Raw genomic sequence first — 21,959 nt, 5'->3', positions numbered from 1 at the left:
ATGAAAGGAGCTACGGTCATGATCGAAAACATCGATACCATCACCATGCTAGGTCGCTTAATTCTCGCAGCCATCTTAGGCGGTTTGATCGGCTGGGAGCGTGATCTTCGGAATAAGCAAGCTGGTTTGAAAACCAATTTACTGGTTTCAGTAGGTTCTGCCTTGGTGATGATGCTATCCACCTATGGCTTTCTTGATGTGGAGAACCATCCCAATGCTCGCTTTGATCCAACACGACTGGCTCATGGTGTAATCAGTGGGATTGGATTCTTAGGGGCAGGTGCCATTCTCCGACAAGCCAATCACATCGTTACTGGCCTAACCACAGCAGCTATGCTTTGGGTAGTAGCTGCCATCGGCTTATGTGTAGGGGCTGGCTATTATACACCTGCCATTGTCACAACGCTCTTGGTCTTGTTTAGTGTAAGTATTCTCGGGGAGATTGAAGGGCGCTTCTTAGTTCCGAAGAAGCTTAGTGAGCTCTGGATAGTGATGGATGATCGACCGGGTCTCATCCATCAAATCTTAAAGATTGTCAGGGAGCATGGGATGGATGTTCAGCACTTGACGGTTTCCGATCATGATCTACTTGAAGAAGGGCGGCTTGGTGTGGGTATTCGAGGGCGTTATAGTGCCCGTTTCGATTGGGCCAATGTTACTGCACAATTAAAGATGGTTGCAGGGGTCAAGCATGTAGAATGTGAGATGCCCATCCTCTCCTATAGTGGAAAGGAACGGGAATGAAAGCAAAATTATAAATATTTTTACAATAAATTGACATGGAATTGAATAAGTTATCGTAAGATGAGAGATGTTCCAACTGGAGCAGAGAAAGTAATGGTGAGGGGGATATCTAGCGTGAAACAAGTAGAACTAAGGGATATTTCCAAGTCATATGATCAAAAAACAACCGTCATTCAAAATGTGAATGTCACCATTGAGCCAGGCGAGTTTTTTGTTCTAGTTGGTCCTTCGGGCTGTGGGAAGAGCACCATGCTTCGAATGATTGCAGGGTTAGAGGAGATTACATCTGGTGAATTATATATCGGGAATACTTTGGCAACCCAGCTACACCCCAGTAAACGAGAGATCTCCATGGTTTTTCAAAACTATGCACTCTATCCTCATCTTACAGTGGAGGAGAATATTGTTTTTGGGTTAAAGGTTCGGAAGGTGCCGAAGGTAGAGCGGAAGAAGCGCTGCTTTGATGTGGCAGAGATGCTTGGCCTTATGCCTTATTTAAAGCGAAAGCCTCGTGAGCTTTCAGGTGGGCAACGGCAGCGGGTGGCGCTTGCTCGTGCCATTGTGAATGAGTCCCCTATCTGCTTAATGGATGAGCCATTATCCAATTTGGATGCGAAGCTACGTGCCTATATGCGCTCAGAAATTCGTCAGATTCAACGGCGTTTAGGGATCACCATGATCTATGTGACCCACGATCAGATCGAGGCTATGACCATGGGCGATCGCATGATGATATTGGATCATGGCATAGTACAACAGATAGGCACACCACTGGAGATTTACAATCAGCCAGCCAACCCATTTGTTGCCACTTTTATTGGTTCACCACCGATGAATCTAGCTGAAGCCTACTGGTCTCAGCAGGGCTCCATTCAGCTCGAAGGGCTTTCTTCGATTCCTGTCCCTGCATCCTCATCTCTTCCCCTTCGAGATGGCGAGAAGATCATCGTTGGTGTCCGACCTGAATTGATTCAACCGGCTGAGGGGTCAGGCCAGGGCATTGGAGTCAATCAGAGCACTGTAGAGATTATCAATGTTGAGGTTTTAGGTCATGAGACCATTGCGACATTCCAGGTACAAGGGCAGGCTTGGCATGCAAAGTGGAGTGGGCAATGGCGTGTTCAAGTTGGGGATCAGCTCCCGATCCGTTTGGATTATCAGGCACTCTGTCTCTTTCATGGCGAGACGGGCAAGCTACTAAAGGCGCCAGCTAATGGTGAACGGACCTTACTTGCAGATGAGGTGATGGCATGAATCATCATGCTCAATTTCAACCTCAGCTTGAGCTGAAGCAACGTTCTCAACTGAATTGGTGGAAGAGAACAGTGGGACTACGCGTTGCCCTACTCTATCTTTTACCATCCATCATTCTCTTCACCATCTTTGTCTTTTATCCCATGGTGAAGACCATCTACTTAAGCTTTTTCTTAACCGACCAACGAGGTGATCCCGCGCTCTTTGTTGGTTTAGAGAACTATACATATCTATTGACATCGGAAAGTTTTGCCAAAAGTGTTCAGGCAACCTTTCTCTTTGTCATTTATACGGTACCATCCAGTGTGATGCTGGCCTTATATCTCGCCTTATTAGCCAATGAGAAGCTGAAGGGAATTGGCTTTTTCCGAACCATCTTCTCCTCCACCATGGGGATCTCAGTAGCCGCCTCATCGGTGATCTGGCTTTTCTTTTTCCATCCAAGCATCGGTGTACTAAACCGTCTCCTTGCCTTGTTCGGACTAGAGCAGATCGAATGGTTGCTCGATCCCACTTGGGCATTGATCTCAATTGCTATTATTACGATCTGGATGAACACGGGCTTTACCTTCTTAATTTTATTGGGAGGACTACAGAATATTGATGAGCATCTCTATGAGAGTGCTCGGATTGATGGTGCTAACTACTGGTATCAGTTACGGCGGATCACCTTGCCAATGCTCTCGCCTACCCTGTTCTTTGTAATGACCATCACCTTAATCAATTCCTTTCAAACGTTTGGACAAGTGGATATTTTAACGAAGGGTGGTCCTTCCAATGCCACCAATGTAATCGTCTATTCCATTTATCGTGATGCCTTTATCAACTACCAGTTTGGGACAGCCAGTGCACAGGCCGTACTCCTCTTTCTATGTATCCTTGTGGTGACCATCCTCCAATTCAAACTGGGTGAGAAAAGGGTGCATTATCAATGAGTCCCTTCAAAAAGGTTTTATACTATGGTTTATTAACCATCTCAGCACTCATCCTTTTCTTTCCCATCATCGTTGCATCGATGATTAGCTTCATGGATGGGGCAGAGATTTTGCGTGGGACTTTCATTCCTAATTCATGGAAATTGGATAACTATGTGCAAGCCTTCATGAGCGTACCCTTGCTGCGTTATCTCTGGAACAGCTTCCAAGTCTCCTTCTTGGTTATGATCGGTCAATTAGTGATTGCAAGCTTAGCAGCCTATGCCTTTGTCTTTATTCAGTTCAAGGGAAGGAATTTTCTCTTCTTTCTCTTCATCTCTACGATGATGATCCCTTGGGAAGCTACGATGATTCCCAACTACCTAACCATTCAACAGCTCGATTGGATCGATCGTTTACCAGCATTGACCATACCCTTCTTCGCCACGGCATTTGGCACCTTCTTATTGCGTCAGCACTTTAAAACCATTCCCTATGAGCTGATTGAAGCTGCCCAGATGGAAGGCTTGAATCGCTTCCAAATCTATCTTCGCGTGGTGGTTCCTGTCTCTCGAATCAGCTTCGTCACCTTAGGTGCTTATGCTTTTCTAACGACATGGAATATGTATCTATGGCCTTTGCTAGTGACCAATGATGAAAAGGCTGTACGAACAGTACAGATTGGTCTTAAGCAGATGCAGAGTCAAGAAATAAGTACCGCTTGGGGGGTGGTGATGGCTGGAGCAATTGTTGTTGTGATCCCGTCTTTACTCTTACTTTTTGCAGGGCAAAAGCAACTTCAAAAAGGCTTAACGCAAGGAGCAATTAAATAAAGCATGAAAAGTGATGGTGAGGAGTGAGAAACGATGTTAAAGCGCTATTTACGGATGGGAAGTGTAATCATGTTAACCATCCTCTTAACATGGAGTTTGGTTGCATGCAGTAGTAAGGAGGGTACAGCATCGACAGAGAAAACCAGCGATGGGAAGGTAAAGGTGACCTTCTGGCATGCCATGGGCGGTAATGCCAAGGATTCTTTGGAGAGTGTTGTAAATGAGTTCAATCAGTCACAGAATAAGGTGTTTGTTGAACCCATCTTCCAAGGATCATATGATGAGGCATTAACGAAGTTCCGACCTGTAGGAGGAACGAAGGATGCTCCTACGATTATTCAAACCTTTGAGATTGGGACGAAGTTTATGATTGATAGTGGTTTCATTGAGCCCATCCATACCTTTATTGAAAAGGATGGCTATGATCTTTCCCAGTTAGAATCTAATATTATCTCCTACTACTCCATTGATGGGAAATTATATTCCATGCCATTTAACTCATCGACACCGGTCTTGATCTATAATAAAGATGCTTTTCGTGATGCAGGGCTAGATCCTGAGAATCCGCCTCGAACCTATTCAGAAATCCAGGAGGTGGCAGCTCAGCTGACGAAGAAGAATGGTAATGTCACCGAAAGATATGGCTTTTCCATGCTTACCTATGGTTGGTTCTTCGAACAGCTACTGGCGACCCAGGGTGGTCATTATGTGAATAATGATAATGGTCGGAGTGTCACCGCGACTGAGGCAGTCTTTAATGGAGAGGAAGGCCTACGTATCTTCCGCTTCCTTGATGAAATGAATAAGGCAGGTACCTTCGGCAATTTCGGTACCAATTGGGATGATATTCGTGCAGCTTTTCAATCAGAAAAGGTGGCCATGTATATGGATTCATCTGCAGGGACCCGTGGGACCATTGATAATGCAAGCTTTGATGTTGGGGTAGCCTTCATCCCTCATCCTGATGGGCTCGAACCCCAAGGTGTAATCATAGGAGGTGCTTCGCTCTGGATGTCGAAAGGGATCTCAGAAGAACAGCAAGCAGGGGCTTGGGAGTTTATGAAATTCCTCACCACACCAGAGATTCAGGCGAAATGGCATGTGAGTACAGGCTATTTCGCCATCAATCCCGAAGCGTATGAGCAAGATCTCGTCAAGGAACAATGGGAGCAATATCCCCAATTAAAGGTGACGGTGGATCAATTACAATCGACGAAGCCATCCTATGCCACGCAGGGAGCACTGATTTCTGTCTTTCCTGAATCACGTCAGCAGGTGGTCACGGCACTGGAGAATCTCTATGGTGGTATGGATCCACAGGAAGCATTAAACCGTGCAGCGGAAGAAACTAATCGTATTATTGAGACAGCCAATCGCATAGCGAAATAAGTAAGGATTCATGTGATGAAGGATCACGCGAGGTGGAATGAAAATGGATCAAGCAAAAATTTTCGCTCATCGTGGGAGTAAGGGAACGCATCCTGAGAATACGATGGCTGCCTTCAGAGAAGCTGTTAGACTGGGTGCTGATGGGATTGAACTGGATGTTCACTTAACTCGTGATAAGCAAGTGGTGGTCATTCATGATGAGAAGGTGGATCGAACCACCAATGGAACGGGCTTTGTAAAGGATCATTCATTGCAGGAGTTAAAACAGTTGGATGCAGGCTCGTGGTTCCACCCTAGCTATGAACAGGAAACCATTCCTACGCTAGAAGAGGTATTCACGTTGATTCGTGAGACGCCACTACAAGTAAATATCGAATTGAAGACAGATCATATCCAATATGAAGGGATTGAAGATCAGGTGATTCAGCTTGTCCGTCAGCATCAGCTGGAGGATCGGGTGATTCTCTCTTCCTTTAATCACTATAGCTTGGTCAAAACAAAGCAGCTAGCTCCAGAGATGGAGACGGGTATTCTGTTTATGGAGGGGCTGTTTGAGCCATGGGAGTATGCGAAGCGACTCGGTGCTTCAGCTCTGCATTGTTATTATCCCATCGCATTCTCTCCCATTGGCATAGAAGCATTACAGCAGGGGATGGCTGTTCGCCCCTTTACAGTCAATCATGAGGAGCATATGAAGCAGCTATTTCAGCAAAAGATCAGTGCCATTATCACAGACTATCCAGGGAAAGCACTTGAGATTAAACGCTCGTATAATAAATGATGCTCAGTAGGAGGTGAAAAGGATGGAGCAGTATATTCTAGCACTAGATCAGGGAACCACCAGCTCAAGGGCAATTCTCTTTAATCACCAAGGAAAAGCGCTTCAGATTGCCCAGCAAGAGTTTCCCCAATATTTTCCCCAACCTGGTTGGGTAGAGCAGGATGCCATGGAGATCTGGCATTCCATTGAAACTGTGATCTTGCAAGTACTGCAGCAGGCAGAAGTGAGTGCACAACAGATCGTGGCCATTGGGATCACCAATCAGCGGGAAACTACTGTGATCTGGGATAAAAAGACGGGCAAGCCTCTCTACCATGCCATCGTTTGGCAGTCTCGACAGACACAAGGGATTTGTGATCGCCTTGTGGAGGCTGGCTATGAGGAGTTATTTCAGAACAAAACAGGCCTACGTATCGATGCTTACTTCTCAGCAACAAAAATCGCTTGGATTCTCGATCATGTAGAGGGTGCACGAGAACGAGCTGAACGTGGTGAGCTATTAGCAGGGACCATCGATAGCTGGCTGGTTTGGCGTTTAACAGGTGGAAAGGTGCATATCACTGATTATTCTAATGCTTCACGTACACTGCTTTATAATATTCATCAATTATGCTGGGATGAGGAGCTACTGGATATTCTGCAAATTCCTTTCACCCTCTTACCAGAAGTCTGTCCTTCCTCTCAGGTATATGGCTACGCCATCCATGATCTCTTTGGCGGTCATCCCATTCCCATCGCAGGAATTGCTGGAGATCAGCAGGCAGCACTCTTCGGACATGGCTGTTTTCAGGCAGGGATGGCGAAGAATACGTATGGTACAGGTTGTTTTATGCTGATGAATACGGGAAGCACACCGGTACGATCTCAGCATGGTCTCCTTACCACCATCGCTTGGGGACTTCACGACCAGATTACCTATGCCCTAGAAGGTAGCATCTTTGTGGCTGGTTCAGCGATTCAATGGCTCCGTGATGGGCTAAAGATCATTCCGAATGCCGATGTTACAGAAGGGATGGCAGAGCATCTCGCTTCCAATGATGGTATCTATGTGGTACCAGCTTTTGTTGGACTAGGCACACCGTACTGGGATCCAGAGGTACGCGGTGCCATCTTTGGATTAACTAGAGGAACAGGGCGGGAGCACCTCGTACGTGCCACTTTGGAGTCGTTAGCTTATCAGACGAAGGATGTGCTGATGGCCATGATGGAGGATGCTGATCTGGAGTTGAAAGCATTACGGGTAGATGGCGGTGCTGTTGCCAACAATTTCCTCATGCAGTTTCAAAGTGATCTTCTCGAAGTACCTGTGGAGCGACCGGTTATGAAGGAGACAACAGCCTTAGGTGCAGCCTTCCTCGCAGGGCTAGCGGTAGGGTACTGGCGAGATGAAGCAGAGCTTGCTCACACTTGGCAGGTAGATCGCCAATTTCATCCACAGATGGAGCATTTACAGCAAGAACAACTTTACGCTGGTTGGAAGCAGGCAATCCATGCCGCAATGATGTTCAAGCTGTCGTAGATCCTTATCCTTTCTGCTACCATTAGTTATGAATCACTCTTATAATGAATGGGGTTCAATCGTAGTGCGGACATCTGCACTACGATTTTTTTCACTTAGATCGTCGATCCTTCCATTCAGCCTATCTCCTCGTAATGCCTTCTTCATCGTTTATCCGCGTGGCTGAACGGGAATAATATGTGGAATCGAGGAAAGGAATGGGGTGGAAGCATGTGGAGTAAAAAGGAAAGTATCACACCACCACAGTGGATGCTCATCGGCTTTGCAATCATCATTTTAATCGGCGCAATTCTTTTATCTACCACATGGGCAACCTCATCAGGTAATACTATTGATTTTATCGATGCTTTGTTTACAGCGACCTCGGCAGTCTGTGTAACAGGATTAACGGTATTGGACACAGGTCATGACTTTTCATGGTTCGGACAGATGATTATCTTGCTACTGATCCAAGTGGGTGGATTAGGCTTTATGACCTTTAGTGTGATGTTTGCTATCGCATTAGGAAAGAAGATTGGCTTCCATCAACGCATTCTAATACAAGAGTCAACCAGGGCGGAGTCCTATGGAGGATTAGTACGCCTGGTAAAGTGGATCTTTTATGTAACCTTAGCTTTTGAGGCGATAGCAGCAGTTATTCTTACATTACGTTGGAGCGCTGAGCTAGGCTTATTTAAGGCAGCTTACTATGCCTTGTTTCATGCCATTTCTGCCTTTAATAATGCAGGTTTTTCGCTCTGGTCCAATAATCTAATGGATTATGTAAATGACCCTGTGGTCAATCTGGTCATTACTAGTCTATTTATTATTGGCGGAATTGGTTTCATTGTACTGTTGGACATCTTTTACAAGGATCGTTGGCAACGTTACTCCCTTCATAGCAAGATCACCTTGGTAGGCACACTATTATTAATGATCTTGGGAACATTAGTGGTCTATCTCTTTGAATTTCATAATCCCAAGACCTTGGGGGCACTTACGTGGGATGGAAAGCTATGGGGTGCCTATTTTCAAGGAGTTGTAACGCGAACAGCAGGCTTTAACACCATAGATATCAGCAGTATGTTAGCACCAACCCAACTTACCATGGTCTTCCTCATGTTTATTGGAGCCTCATCAGGGTCCACAGGCGGTGGAATTAAGGTGAGTACCTTTTTTATTTTACTTTTTACCGTCTTATCAGTAGCACGAGGAGAGAGTGAAGTTCATGTTTTTCAGCGCCGTATTGCTCATGATTTAATCTTGCGTGCGGTTGCGGTAATCATCATCTCGACTACGGTAGTGCTAGGAATCAGCCTCTTATTAACGATCACAGAGCATGCTTTACAGAGAGATTTTCTTGAGATCTTGTTTGAGGTTACATCGGCCTTTGGCACGGTAGGGCTAACCATGGGACTAACTCCGGATCTTTCATCCATGGGGAAGGGGCTCATTATCGTCTGCATGTATATTGGCAGATTAGGTCCATTAACCTTGGCATATGCCCTTGCACTGAAACGAAGCAAAGCCAAAATTCGCTATGCTGAAGAGAAGATTCTCATCGGATGATCATTATAGTCGGGATAGTCGAGCTCAAACATTTTCGGTATAATGTCATCAATACCCAATAATGGAACTAAGCTTAGAAGATTGATACACAATATGCTGATGTCTGTTAGAGAAAAAGAGGGGGGATGATATGGAGTCAATTTCCCAGCGAGAGCGGATTATGATTATGCTTGCTATCATGAGTGCAATGCTCTTTGCTGCCTTGAATCAAACCATTGTAGGTACAGCGCTTCCACGTATCGTAAGCCAATTGGGAGGAATGAATTATTTTAACTGGGTCTTTACGATCTATATGCTTTCCACCAGCGTCACAGCCATTCTTGTAGGCAGACTCTCTGATATGTATGGGAGAAAGCGTTTTATCTTAATTGGCATTTTTATTTTTATGATAGGTTCCTTATTATCTGGGATGTCCACCCATATCATTCAATTGATCCTGTTTCGTGCCATTCAAGGAACAGGCGCTGGTATGATCATGTCTACAGCCTTTGCTGCCGTAGGTGATCTCTTTTCACCACGGGAGCGGGGACGTTGGCAAGGGCTCATGAGTAGCGTCTTTGGTATTGCTAGTCTGATTGGACCCACCCTCGGGGGCTTGATCGTTGATCATGCCCAGTGGCGGTGGGTGTTCTGGGTTTTTTTGCCCTTCGGTTTTATCGCTTTTTATTTCATTTGGCGGCTTTTTCCAACCCCGAAGAAGAAGCCGAAGGCAGCCATTGATTATTGGGGCTCACTCTTGATCACGTTCACCCTTGTTCCTCTACTTTTAGCCTTCTCTTGGGCTGGTAAGCAGTATGCTTGGTCTTCCTGGCAGATTCTTTTACTATTTAGCACCTCCTTGCTCGCTTTACTTTTTTTCCTCCTCGTAGAGAACAAAGCGATCAATCCAGTGCTTCCTCTCAGCCTATTTCGTATCCGGATCTTTACGATTTCTAATGTGATTGGCTTCATCATTGGAGCAGGGATGTTTGGTGCCACCATCTATATCCCATTCTATATTCAAGGGGTACTGGGAAAATCAGCAACCACCTCTGGATTTTTAATGATGCCTATGACATTGAGCATGGTACTTGCTAGCACATTAGCAGGCAATCTGATTACGCGTACAGGGAAATATAAGATGCTGGCATTTATAGGATTAGCGATTATGTCCATCGGCATGTACTCCCTTGCTCAGATGGGTATTCAGACAGCCAGTTGGGTTCTGGTTATGAATATGCTTGTAGCGGGTATGGGCCTGGGAATGGCATTCCCCATCTTTGTATTAACGGTCCAGAATGCAGTCAGTCCGCAATTGATGGGAGTAGGAACTGCTTCTGCTCAGCTCTTTCGTCAATTAGGAGGTACCATTGGTGTTTCTGCATTTGGAACGATATTAAGCTATCGGATGGGGACAGAGATCGCTTCAAGAGTATCTACCCTCAGTATAGACATCCATGAATGGAGTCTTCCTAATGGGGAGCAACTTCAACTTGATAACCCGCAGGTTCTAATGAATCCTGAACAGCTAACCCTCCTGCAGCAAGGGCTTCCCAACACTGAGCGAGAGCAGTTGCTTTCATGGATCGAAATGATACGGGAGGCTTTTAGCGTTTCACTTTCCCAAGTCTTCCTCACAGGTTCTCTTCTGATTGCTGGAGCATTTCTCCTTACCTTTGCCTTACAGGAGATTCCCTTGCGAACAAAAAGGGAGGAGCATCTCCAAGTTGCTGATGGGGAGGAGCAACGTAGTTAGCACCATTGGAATCGCTGACCGATGTAGGGAAGCTTCTGGTGGTTATCCCTAGTATGAAGGGGAGCAAACCCATCTTAAAAATGATCTGAAGTATCTTCCAAACATGGACACATTTGCTGTGTCCATGTTTTTTTCTCTTATAAGAATGATTGTTAACTGTAACATAAATGTTGGAAGGAAAGTATTGTAACAGTTATGTTTTAACAGGGATAATAGGAGGTAGAAGGAATTGATTCGCAATAGGAGCTAGGGGGGAAGTTCTTTGTCCAACAATCGAAAAGGGATGCAAAGTCTTTCTACTAAAATTGCAATTTGGATGTCCATCATTTCTGTTATTATTTTTACTTCAATTTCATTGTTACAGTATCAACATATGAAGCGCTCACTTTCTGAAGAGATTGAGCAGGGACTTGAGCTAAAGAGTTCCTCTATCGCAGATCAAGTGGATGCTTTTTTTCGTGAGCAGACAGCACTCGTTCAAGCGATGAACACCAATCAAGATATTCGTAATTATCTACGGACGATCAATTCGAGAGAAGAGGCACATAGTAATCCACATTATATAAATGTTCAAAAGACACTGGATGAAATTAAGGGACTTAATCCTGCTATCTCCTTAGTGTTCATCGCGAGTGAAAAGGGAAATTATAATATTGGAAATGATCAATATTTAACGAAGCCAGATTATGATATTCATACTCGTCCCTGGTATCAATTAGCTGTAAAAAGTGATACTTATGCATTTACCGATGCATATATCGCCAAGAGTACAGGGAAGCTCGTGGTTACCGTGGTCGAAGCGGTACGAGAAGAAGGCAAATTATTGGGCTTCGTTGCCATCGACATTAAATTAGATGCCATCCCAGAGATTATGAATAGCCATGATCTTGGGGATACGGGCTATGCCTTCTTATTAGGTGAGAATGGAAAGCTAATCTACCATCCCAATGAAGAGTATATTCTAGCAGAATTAGGCGAGGTCAACGTCGATCTAGGTAAACAACAAGCGAAGATGCTAAACCTTGAATCAGGACTTGAAACGGTTCAAGTAGATGGAGAAGAGATGTATATTGGCTATGCACCTGTGTCAGTTGCAAAATGGTCAGTGGGTGGCTTAATTAAGTCATCTGAAGCACTCACAGGCTTACAGTCCTTTACGAAGATGACTCTGTTATACTTCTTGGGTGGGATTCTTGCTTTAATCGGTTTAGTCTTCATTTACTTAAAGAAAACCTTACGAGTGATTCCAACGATGTTAGGCGAATTAGAAAAGGTTGCTGAAGGGGACCTGACTAGGGAGATTCAGCTTGATCGTGCTGATGAGGTGGGACAATTAGCTGTTGCTCTCAATACCATGACACAAGGCTTAAATAATACTGCACAAGTGGTCTCTCAATCAGCAGATCAAGTGAGTCGCTCATCAGAAGAATTGGATCAGATTGCTCAAAAAACAGTCCAATCAACACAAGAGGTGACGCAGGTCATCCAAGAGATTGCCAAGGCTACAGAAATGCAGGCTACCACCACTGAGCAGGGAGCATTGCAGATTCAAGAGATGGCAGAGCGTTTAGAAATCATGGGAGGAACCATTGACCATATCAGTGATAGCACCATCAAGACTGCAGAACTTAGCAATACAGGGATGGCTACCATTGATGAACTTCAACATTGGTTTAATGCCAATCAGCAAGCCACCGAGGCCATTGGCGTGATCATTCAAGAGGTAGAACAGAGCAGTCAGGCGATCTCTGGAATTATTGATGTTATTAATCAGATTACAAGCCAAACCAATCTTCTCTCTCTCAATGCTTCCATTGAGGCAGCACGGGTGGGTGAAGCAGGAAGTGGCTTCGCTATCGTAGCCCATGAAATTCGCGCGCTCTCTGAACAAACAGCAAAAGCAACAGAAGGGATCCATGAGAAAATTGCTCAGATCCAGAGCAAAGCACAGGAGGCTGTGAAAGTATTTACTGAAAGCCAAGAGGCTGTGGTACGAAATGGTGAGGCGGTTCAGGAAACAGGCAAGACCTTTGGTCATATTACACAGACTGTCCAAGAACTGAGTGTTCAAGTGGAGCAACTGGCAGCACTAGGTGGAGAAGTAGAGGAGCGCAAAAATCATATTCTCGATGTTATCCAACAGATCTCAGCCAGCGCAGAAGAGAACTCGGCAGCAACAGAGGAGGTCTCTGCATCTGCACAAGAACAGCTGCAACAGATCGAGCAGGTTTCTGTCTATGCTCGTCAGCTAGATGAGGCATCCAATACCCTTACTGATGTAATGGGTCATTTCAAAACGAAGAACTAATCGATCGTTTATCTTCAGTCAAGAACGAATCTACGGTTATACTAAAAAAATGCCAGCAGGTGGGAACGTCCACTTGCTGGCGTTTATTTTTAGGCATTGGATCGATGGGAGTTGGGTTGAAGTCTTCCATAGGTTAAGGAGCGCCAGAGATATTCCAACGGTCCATAGCGATGTTTCTTTAGCCAGCTTCGACTAATTAGTACCTGTACGGAGAAGATAACCCAAGTAAGTAGAAATGTACTGGATAAAGGGATCTCATCTTGAAAGTGAAGGAGCTGCACCAAGCTCATGCCTATGACTGTTTGGATTAAGTAGTTGGTTAACGCCATCTGACCTACATAACCAACAGGACGGAGCAGCTTAAAAAAGTTGGGATGAGTTAGTAATTTCGTTAACGTGGCGAGGTAACATAGAGCCAATGGAATGGCTGTTAAGTTGACATAGAGATAGCGAAGATAGTCATTCAGAATAGAGGCGGGTTGATTAAAGAGATATAGGATTCCTACCCATCCAGGTATGGTAAGAAGGAGCCCCCCTAATTGAACCTTACGTAGGAATTGCATCCATATCTCCACCCTTTCGAAGATCAGGGCCTTTCCCGTAGCCATCCCCCATAGAAACATGGCAAGGATCGAGACCTCTGGGGCACCCAACCAAGGAAAGGGATTATTCTGATCAGAGAACACCGCTAATAAGTTGAAAACTTGTCCTCCTATAAAAAGGCTCGAGATAAAGAGTGCCCATCTAGCTGTTAGTTCAGCAGGAATACGATAAAAAAGAAACAGTCCAAGGCCTAATAAGGCATAATCATGGAGAATATCACCAAACCAAAAATGTTCATGAAGTAAACCGATGAGGAGCAGGACGATCATTCTTCTAGAAAAGCGAAGGTAGATCCGATCCTGGCGTTGTTCGGCTCGTTTCATAAAAATGAAAAAGCCCCAGCCAAATAAAAAGGAGAAGATAGTGTAGAACTTGGTTTGAACAAAGAGATCATAGAAGAGTCGAAGATAACTGTCGATTCCCGTATAAAAGGCTGGAACTGCTTGATTGTAGATTGACGTATATTGCGGGAAGTTGACAAATAGGATCCCCAATAGAGCGATACCTCGGATAATGTCGATGGAGATAAGGCGTTCTTGCTGAGAGATTGGCTGTGTCTTTGCAAGTGGATGCATGGGAGCCCTTCTTTCCAAGTCATATGTTTAATGAAAAGTATGTTATACATCTAAAAAGATGGGTACTGTTATTATACGATGGCTTCTGTCTTTAATCACATAAAAAAACGCCATCCTCATGGGGATGGCGCTGTCAATGCATTAGATTAATCCTACCCATTTCCAATAGGTGGAACTAAAGAGAAGAATCATTAGGTAAGCAATAATTGTAAGGGGTATTCCTGTTCGGACAAACTGCTTAACAGTAAAGGATCCTGTTCCGTAGGCAAGCATGTTTTGTGGTGCATTGATGGGAAGGATGAAGCCAAAGCTGATAACAAACTGTTGCAGCAGTACCATTCCTGGTGTGTTTAGGCCTTCATGCTCAAGAGCTCCTACAATGGCAATTACAATGGGAATGAGTACGGATGCAAGGCTTGTTGCGCTTGCAAAACCAAGGTGAATGAGAATATTAAAGAGGGTGATAATGGCAATCACAGATAAGATCGGCATGGCATTGAGACCAAACAGATTGAAGAAGCCATTAGCAAGCCATGCGGCAGCTTGAGTCTTTAACAAAATACCTCCCATGGAGATACCAACAGCGAACATGATGATGGTTCCCCAGGGGATTTTTTCCTCTGCTTCTTTCCAACTAAATACGCCAATACCTGGTGTAAGCAGAATGGCGATGGCGGTTAAAGTTGTCGTCGAAGTGTCGAGATCGTGAAGAATCCCTTCGGTGGACCAGAAGAAAAGGAGCAGCAGGGAGACAATGATAAGGCGGATCTCCGTATTTTTTAGCGGCCCCATCTCCTGTAATTGTTGGCGTACCATCTCTTGACCATTGGTGATCTCATGGGCCTCAGGAGGTAATGTTTTCATCATAACAAAATAGAGAATGATGGACATCAATATAGACCAAGGGGCAGCATACATGAACCATTCACTCCAGGTGAAGGAGACATTCATAGTCTTACTAATGAGATCTAAGGCTACCATGTTTTGAGCGGCAGCGGTTTTAATCCCCACATTCCAGATGGAGATGGCTTGCACCGCTGTGATGACCAAGAGCGCGGCAAGGCGGCTATTTTTGGATAAGCCAAAGGCAGTGACCATTCCAAGTAAGATGGGAACAACGGCACCTGCCCGGGCAGTAGCACTAGGGACAAAGAAAGCGAGAACAATACTAACTAAGATCGCCCCGATCACAATACGATTGGTCTTCGATCCCACACGGGAGAGAATCAATAAGGCGATCCTTCGATGAAGATCTGTAACCTGCATGGCAGCAGCTAGAAAGAGGGCGCCAGCCACCAGAGCTACAGCAGAGCTACTAAAGCCTTCGAGAGCCCATTTCAATGCCTTTTTAGATTCCATGATTTGGCTAGGGTCCTCAATGCTTGGTCCTAAGCCGATGATGAGTGAGATGAGGCCGATGAGAAGGGCTGCACTAACAGGGTAGGATACAGCTTCCGTCATCCAGAGTACCACAGCGAAGCCAAGAATGGCCAATGCCCGATGACCTGCCTCTGGAAGATCGGCTGGGGTAGGAAGGAGAAGAATTCCAACTAGTACGATGATTGCAATGAGTAGCCAAAGCGGTTTAAAAGGTGTGTTGCTTGAAGTTCGTTGCTCAGTAGACATGATATAAACTCCTTTCCTTGGGGTTTACTAGCACTTCAATCCTTTATGTACAGGAAATACTTTACTATCCTGGCATGTAAAATATTAGCATATTGACCGGTGCTTTTGATCCGTTTTCACAATTTGTTCAAAAATTAAATGTCCTATTTCAACGTTGTGTAGATAATCATTGTATTGGAGATGACTCGAAATGGGTAAGGCAAAGCAATTTGTAAGCCAGCAGTTGGTGAAGGAAGGTATACGACATCTTGAGAAAAATCCAGAAGCGAACTTTGGACATCTTATCGATTGGGCAGAACATCTTGTAACGAAAGAGGATCATGAGCGAAAGGTTGCGTGGTTTCGTAAAACCTGGAGCAATCCTGAAAGTAATTGGAATCAATATATTCACCGTTTTTTTAACCAGCTGGATCCCCATGTACAGGAAAAGTTTCTTATTAATTTCATGGTGAATGCAGGAATTGTGGGGATTCCGTTGGAGGAGAGAATGCGGGAAAAATATCAATGCAATATTCCATGGGCTATTCTCATGGATCCTACTGCCGCTTGTAACTTACGTTGTACTGGCTGTTGGGCCGCTGAGTATAACAAGAACGCCTCCATGGACAACCAATTACTAGAACGTATTATTGAAGAAGGAGAAGAATTAGGCATCTACATGTATATTTTCTCCGGTGGCGAGCCGCTCGTACGGAAACATGATTTGCTCGAGATAGCAAAACGTCATAGTGATTGTATGTTCCTAGCCTTTACCAATGCGACGCTGGTAGATGAAGCATTTGCTGAGGAGATGGTGCGAGCAGGCAATATGATGCTTGCCATTAGCGTGGAAGGGTTTGAAAAAGAAACCGATATGCGACGGGGAGTAGGTACCTATCAAAAGGTGATGCGAGCCATGGATATTCTTCGTGAGCATGGAGCACCCTTTGGCTTCTCTACCTGCTATCACAGGAAAAATGCAGAGACCATTGCATCCGAAGAATATATTGATTTCATGCTGGAAAAGGGTTGCATGTTTGGCTGGTATTTTACCTATATGCCTATTGGGAAGGATGCTGTGATGGATCTAGTTGCAACACCAGAGCAGCGGGAGTATATGTATCATCGAGTCCGGGAATTACGGAGCACTAAGCCTATCTTTATCATTGATTTCTGGAATGATGGTGAATATGTGGATGGCTGTATTGCTGGAGGGCGACGATATCTACACATCAATGCCAATGGGGATGTAGAGCCTTGTGCGTTCATCCATTATTCCAATGTGAATATTCGCGAGAGCTCGCTTCTTGAGGCACTTCGTTCTCCACTCTTTATGCAATATCATGTTGAACAACCGTTTAATCATAATCATCTTCAGCCTTGCCCCTTATTGGATAATCCACAGGCGCTAAAGCGGATGGTTCACCGCTCAGAAGCCATATCGACTCAGCCTCTAGATGAAGAGGATGTGGATGACTTAACAGGCAAGTGCGAACCGATTGCAGAGCATTGGGCAGTCACGGCAGAACGCTTATGGAATCAACATCACGTCTAATGATCGAAATCACGTCTAATGATTGAACCAAAAATAGCACCTCACTTCCATCATGGAAGTATGAGGTGCTATTTCTGTAAGGGGTTTATTTATGCATCTATGATAAGGGGTTAGCGAGTTGTTTGTAATGCATGTCCAAGGTTTTTTGTAAAGGTAAGCAGAAATTGAAGACCAGCACGTACATCGGGATCAGAGAATGAGCGTAACAATTGCATCTTGCTAGGCGGCTGTTGATTGAGGGATTCTTGAGCCGTTAAGGTCAATGCTTCATTCATCGGCTGAAGGAGAGGGGAGAGCTTTTGTGACATCTCATCAGCCATCTCCAATCCTTTTACACCTTTTTCTACCATATCAGTCACCATCGGGCCTGTCATGGAAGCCTTCATGGTTCCGATCATTTCACTCAATTCGATCAAGGTACGTAGCGTACCGTTGGATTCTACCCGTTGAATTAACTCCAAGCTACGTTGGAGACTTGTGCTCATCTCAGGTAATTTTCGCATCATTCCAAGGGTTTCTGGTTGTGCTACTTCATCAAGAAGCTCTAGCATCTTCACAGCTTTCCCTGCCATGTCACTCACCATATCTGTTGTGAGACCTTGCATGGCGGCGCCTGTGAAATCCTTTAATTTTTCCATAGCTGCCTGGTTGGACTCTTCGATTTGATTTGCCATGCCAAGTACCTCCTTACAGAATTCCTCGGGCATTTAGCCAGTACACTTCGTTATATACTGCTTTAAACCAGTGTAGTAGCTCTGAGGTGGGAGCTGGTTGGGGAGGATGATTATAATCGAATGTAATCATACTCGCATCTTCTAGACTGTTTTCTAGGAAACATGCTACTTTCCCGTTATAGCGTTTGGTTTCTGGGATACCCAGGATGCTGCTAACGATATTAGGAACAACCACTTCACTTTCATAGTGAGCAGTAGAGCCAGCCTTACTGATTGGTAGATTGGTTGCATCACCTACCACATAGATATTATTAGAGCCTTCCATCTTCAAGGTGTAGCGGTCTGTAGGAATAAAGCCATCCTCATCTCCAAGCTTGGAGTTGATAATTACAGGTGCACCTTGGTGAGCTGGTACGGAGATGAGCAAGTCGTAATGATGTTCATCACCATCCATGGTAATCGCAACTTTTTTCTCAGGATCTACGCGTTCAAGATTGAAGAAGGTTTCGTATTGAATATTCCGCTTTTCAAACTGTGGCGTTGCCCAGTCAGCAATAGGCTGCAGCGAGTGAATACGACCAATGGGATAAGTGTAGACCAATTCAATTTGATCCCGAATGCCACGCTTACGGAAGTAGTCATCGAGCATCAAGGTGATTTCTAGGGGTGCAGCAGGACATTTATGTGGAACATCAATGGTGAGAAGAATCTTACCCTTTTCCATCTTGGCTAAGGCATCACGGAGACGGATGGAGCCCTCGAGCGTATAGAAATCATAAGCGGCTTCCGCTAAGCCAGGAATGCTATCAAAGTTCGGTACAGAACCAGTTGCGATGACTAAATAATCGTAAGGATATTGATTCTTCTTAGAAATCAGCAGATTTTTTTCTGGTTCAATCTTCATCACATTGTCGTAGATGAGTTTTACATTGCGGTGAACCAACTGATCTTGCTTACGAATAAAGTGTTCAGGTTGCCGTTCATTAAAGGTGATAAATAGATAGCCTGGTTGATAGATATGTTTCTCTGTATTGGCAATTTGAATGATCTCAACGTCACCATCACGTACCTGCTGATCTAATTGACGAGCGAGACGATTGGCAACGATGGTTCCACCAGAACCACCACCTAAGACTACTACACGTTTTGGCATTCGTATAACCTCCCTTTATCTATCCCATATACCGTGAAGTAATTAATGAAGCTTACGAACGGCAATCTTATAATGGTCACCATCTGGTTCACTATAAACTAATTCATGCCCCATTTTGCTGACCCATTCAGGAATATCCACTGCGGAGCCATTATCATTGGAGAGGACTTCAATTATATCGCCTACATTGGCTTTTTTAACAGCTTTAATCAATTCCATGAGAGGACCAGGACAGAATGAACCACGTGCATCAATACTTTTTTGAACTTCAACTTGTGCCATTTTAATTTCCCCCTTCATCAATTTACATCGTAACAACTTGGGCGTTTTGGGCTAAACCAAGGAATGCTGTCACACCGATGATATCGTCAAAGAGGTCAACCATATCCTCTTTTTTCCACTCTTTCACATCCATGGCCATGGCGCAGCCATATACCTTAAGGTCGCCAATCTCTTTCCCTTCACGAAGGAGGTCATAAAAGAGAGGAACCTTCTTTTCTAATAAAGCAGTACCTACCGTACCTACGGTAAAGTTTTGCTGTTCTACATTCTCTTTAAGGAAAGCTTCAAGGGCATTCATCGTTACAAAGATGCTAACTTTCATTCCTGACATGGCTGCAACAGAACCAACGAGTGCACCTGCGTGCAATTTTTCCAAATCACCTGACATTAAGATAATCGCCATTGCTGGAGCTTGTTCTGACATGAATTGTTCCTCCTTTAGCATCGTGTACTTGTTTGAGGGATCCCTTCTGAGTTAAGAATACCATACGGGGTAGGGTAAATCTGTGGATGAATGGTGGCGGAAGTGAGGAGAATTTGTATACTGGTGGGGGTATGTACTAGACTTCTGTCGCTAACGTGTGAATATAACAAAAATAGCCGAACTCCCACAAGGAAGTTCGGCTATTTATTATGTCTACTTCGATGTACGCAATGCTTCGCCCAGGTTCTTCGTAAAGGTAAGGAGAAAATTGAGTCCAATCCGTACATCTGGATCAGAGATGGCACGTAATAATTGCATTTTACTGGGGGCCTGATGTTTCACTGATTCGCCAGCTGTTTTTAGCAGTGCGTCATTCATGGGCTCTAGTAATGGTATGAGCTGCTGTGACATCTCATCAGCCATCTCAATACCTTTCACACCTTTTTCCACGAGATCGGTAACCATGGGAGCAGTCATGGAAGCACGCATGGTTCCTACCATTTCGCCTAGCTCGATTAAGGTATGTAAAGTACCATTGGATTCAACGCGTTGGATGAGCTCCATGCTTCGTTCTAGGCTAGCGGTCATCTCTGGCAATTTACGCATCAGATCAAGTACTTCAGGCTGTGCGATTTCATCAAGAAGCTCAACAGCACGTACGCCTTTTGCAGCAAGCTCACTTACCATATCTGTGGTCAGTCCTTGCATGGCTGCACCGGTAAAGTCTTTTAGCTTCTCCATTTGAGTGGCAGTATTTCCTTGTGGAGTTGTTGTGGTCATGTCCTCCACCTCCTTACATGATCCCTCGTGCATTTAACCAATACACCTCATTATAGACTGCTTTAAACCAGTGCAGTAATTCAGAGGGTGGTAGCGGATAGGGTGGATTATTATAGTCAAAATTGATGATACTTGAAGCATCCATGCCACTTTCTAAGAAGCAAGCTACTTTTCCATTATAGCGTTTCGATTCAGGCCGTCCTTCGATCCGACTAACGATGTTAGGTACAACAGTTTCACTCTCATAGTGGGCAGTGGATCCTGCTTTACTAATTGGTAGATTGGTTGCGTCACCAACCACATACACATTATCATAGCCTTCCATTTTTAACGTATAGCGATCCGTAGGAATAAAGCCATTATTATCACCTAGTTTAGAATCAAGGATCACTTGAGCACCTGTATGGGAGGGGATGGAGATGAGTAGGTCATAAGGATGCTCGCTTCCATCCTTACCATGAACAATCTGTTTGTCTGGATCCACTTTTGCCATCTTAAATGAGGTGACATAATGGATATCGCGCTTATCAAATTGATCTTGAATCCATACTGCTGTGGTTGGAAGGAGATGGACTCGTTCTACAGGATAAGCATATTCGATTTCAACCTGTTCACGAATCCCTTTCTTACGGAAATAATCTTCCAGCATCAAGGTGATTTCCACAGGTGCAGCTGGACATTTATGGGGTACATCCACCGTGATGAGAACCTTCCCTTTTTCAAATTTATCTAAGGCGTCACGTAAGCGAATAGCACCATCCATGGTGTAGAAGTTATGAGATGCTTTGGCAAGACCAGGCACACTGTTAAAGTTGGGTACTGAACCGGTAGAGATGACTAAATAATCATAGGTATATTCATGCTCGGCAGAGATAAGTAGGCTCTTCTCTGGATCAATCTTCGTGATATTATCAAACACTAGTTTGATATTGCGATGGACAAGACGCTTTTGTTGCCGAACGAAGTGTTCTGGCTTACGTTCATTAAATGTAATGAAGATATAACCAGGTTGATAGATATGCTTTTCCATATTGGCGATTTGAAGTAGTTCTACTTCGCCTGCACGAATCTGTTGATCTAATTCACGTGCTAGTCGGTTGGCCACCATAGTACCACCAGAGCCACCGCCTAAGACAACAATTCTTTTACTCATGGTAAAACCCCCCTCATTAAAAATATATTTATCATTAATTCGAATAATTAATAGTACTTTGGGATCCCTTATAATACGATTATACTATTAATACAGTAAAAATACTATCCATAAATACTATATTATTATC

19 protein-coding genes are annotated in these 21,959 nt (G+C 44.4%); 11 read left to right on the top strand and 8 right to left on the bottom strand.

Annotated features, from left to right (window positions below; translation table 11 throughout):
- Positions 1-18: 18 nt before the first annotated feature.
- The 10 genes from BN1691_RS04090 (at position 19) to BN1691_RS04045 (ending at position 13,025) form a co-directional block, all read left to right on the top strand.
- Positions 19-744 (top strand): MgtC/SapB family protein, encoded by a 726-nt coding sequence (locus BN1691_RS04090; protein ID WP_076850095.1) that lies wholly within the window; start codon positions 19-21, stop codon positions 742-744.
- A gap of 114 nt (positions 745-858) precedes the next feature.
- Positions 859-1,998 (top strand): ABC transporter ATP-binding protein, encoded by a 1,140-nt coding sequence (locus tag BN1691_RS04085; protein ID WP_048600942.1) that lies wholly within the window; start codon positions 859-861, stop codon positions 1,996-1,998.
- Positions 1,995-2,933 (top strand): carbohydrate ABC transporter permease, encoded by a 939-nt coding sequence (locus tag BN1691_RS04080; protein WP_082146993.1) that lies wholly within the window; start codon positions 1,995-1,997, stop codon positions 2,931-2,933. The genes BN1691_RS04085 and BN1691_RS04080 overlap by 4 nt, the downstream gene beginning before the upstream one ends.
- Entirely contained in the window at positions 2,930-3,745 is an 816-nt protein-coding gene (locus BN1691_RS04075; RefSeq protein ID WP_048600941.1) for a carbohydrate ABC transporter permease, read from the top strand. The genes BN1691_RS04080 and BN1691_RS04075 overlap by 4 nt, the downstream gene beginning before the upstream one ends.
- A 33-nt stretch (positions 3,746-3,778) precedes the next feature.
- Positions 3,779-5,134, top strand: coding sequence for an ABC transporter substrate-binding protein (locus tag BN1691_RS04070; protein ID WP_390621631.1), 1,356 nt, complete (start codon positions 3,779-3,781; stop codon positions 5,132-5,134).
- 43 nt (positions 5,135-5,177) lie between these two features.
- Positions 5,178-5,915: a glycerophosphodiester phosphodiesterase gene (locus tag BN1691_RS04065; protein ID WP_048600940.1), complete on the top strand. Its 738-nt coding sequence runs from the start codon at positions 5,178-5,180 to the stop codon at positions 5,913-5,915.
- Positions 5,916-5,937: 22 nt separating this feature from the next.
- Entirely contained in the window at positions 5,938-7,434 is a 1,497-nt protein-coding gene (gene glpK, locus BN1691_RS04060; RefSeq protein ID WP_048600939.1) for a glycerol kinase GlpK, read from the top strand.
- A gap of 210 nt (positions 7,435-7,644) precedes the next feature.
- A complete protein-coding gene (locus tag BN1691_RS04055; protein ID WP_048600938.1) occupies positions 7,645-8,982 on the top strand; it encodes a TrkH family potassium uptake protein in 1,338 nt (445 codons plus the stop codon).
- Between the two features lie 130 nt (positions 8,983-9,112).
- Positions 9,113-10,717: an MDR family MFS transporter gene (locus BN1691_RS04050; protein ID WP_048600937.1), complete on the top strand. Its 1,605-nt coding sequence runs from the start codon at positions 9,113-9,115 to the stop codon at positions 10,715-10,717.
- Between the two features lie 262 nt (positions 10,718-10,979).
- On the top strand, positions 10,980-13,025 hold the full coding sequence (locus BN1691_RS04045; RefSeq protein WP_048600936.1) for a methyl-accepting chemotaxis protein: 2,046 nt from the start codon (positions 10,980-10,982) through the stop codon (positions 13,023-13,025).
- An 89-nt stretch (positions 13,026-13,114) separates the two neighbouring features.
- Here the strand turns inward: BN1691_RS04045 and BN1691_RS04040 are convergent, their stop codons facing one another.
- Positions 13,115-14,203: a DUF418 domain-containing protein gene (locus BN1691_RS04040; protein WP_048600935.1), complete on the bottom strand. Its 1,089-nt coding sequence runs from the start codon at positions 14,201-14,203 to the stop codon at positions 13,115-13,117.
- Between the two features lie 141 nt (positions 14,204-14,344).
- A complete protein-coding gene (locus tag BN1691_RS04035; RefSeq protein WP_048600934.1) occupies positions 14,345-15,829 on the bottom strand; it encodes a DASS family sodium-coupled anion symporter in 1,485 nt (494 codons plus the stop codon).
- 190 nt (positions 15,830-16,019) lie between these two features.
- Here BN1691_RS04035 and BN1691_RS04030 point away from each other — a divergent pair, with 190 nt between their 5' ends.
- Positions 16,020-17,363, top strand: a complete 1,344-nt coding sequence (locus tag BN1691_RS04030; protein WP_048600933.1) for a radical SAM/SPASM domain-containing protein — start codon at positions 16,020-16,022, stop codon at positions 17,361-17,363.
- Between the two features lie 110 nt (positions 17,364-17,473).
- On the opposite strand, the gene BN1691_RS04025 is transcribed toward BN1691_RS04030, so the two are convergent.
- The 6 genes from BN1691_RS04025 to BN1691_RS04000 all read right to left on the bottom strand — a co-directional run bounded on the left by BN1691_RS04025 (position 17,474) and on the right by BN1691_RS04000 (position 21,829).
- Positions 17,474-18,037, bottom strand: coding sequence for a helical membrane plugin domain-containing protein (locus BN1691_RS04025; protein ID WP_048600932.1), 564 nt, complete (start codon positions 18,035-18,037; stop codon positions 17,474-17,476).
- A 13-nt stretch (positions 18,038-18,050) separates the two neighbouring features.
- Entirely contained in the window at positions 18,051-19,190 is a 1,140-nt protein-coding gene (locus BN1691_RS04020) for an NAD(P)/FAD-dependent oxidoreductase (RefSeq protein WP_048600931.1), read from the bottom strand.
- Positions 19,191-19,232: 42 nt separating this feature from the next.
- Positions 19,233-19,472, bottom strand: a complete 240-nt coding sequence (locus BN1691_RS04015) for a sulfurtransferase TusA family protein (protein WP_048600930.1) — start codon at positions 19,470-19,472, stop codon at positions 19,233-19,235.
- 22 nt (positions 19,473-19,494) lie between these two features.
- A complete protein-coding gene (locus BN1691_RS04010) occupies positions 19,495-19,896 on the bottom strand; it encodes a DsrE/DsrF/DrsH-like family protein (protein WP_048600929.1) in 402 nt (133 codons plus the stop codon).
- A 213-nt stretch (positions 19,897-20,109) separates the two neighbouring features.
- Positions 20,110-20,676 carry a helical membrane plugin domain-containing protein gene (locus BN1691_RS04005; protein ID WP_048600928.1) on the bottom strand — a complete coding sequence of 189 codons (567 nt, stop codon included), beginning with the start codon at positions 20,674-20,676 and terminating at the stop codon, positions 20,110-20,112.
- A gap of 13 nt (positions 20,677-20,689) precedes the next feature.
- Entirely contained in the window at positions 20,690-21,829 is a 1,140-nt protein-coding gene (locus BN1691_RS04000; RefSeq protein ID WP_048600927.1) for an NAD(P)/FAD-dependent oxidoreductase, read from the bottom strand.
- Positions 21,830-21,959: the final 130 nt, after the last annotated feature.

This window comes from Rubeoparvulum massiliense, assembly GCF_001049895.1.
In the GTDB taxonomy this organism is placed as follows: Bacteria; Bacillota; Bacilli; order Rubeoparvulales; family Rubeoparvulaceae; genus Rubeoparvulum; species Rubeoparvulum massiliense.
The sequence above is the reverse complement of the archived record's forward strand: the minus strand, read 5'-3'. Positions and strand labels throughout refer to the sequence as shown.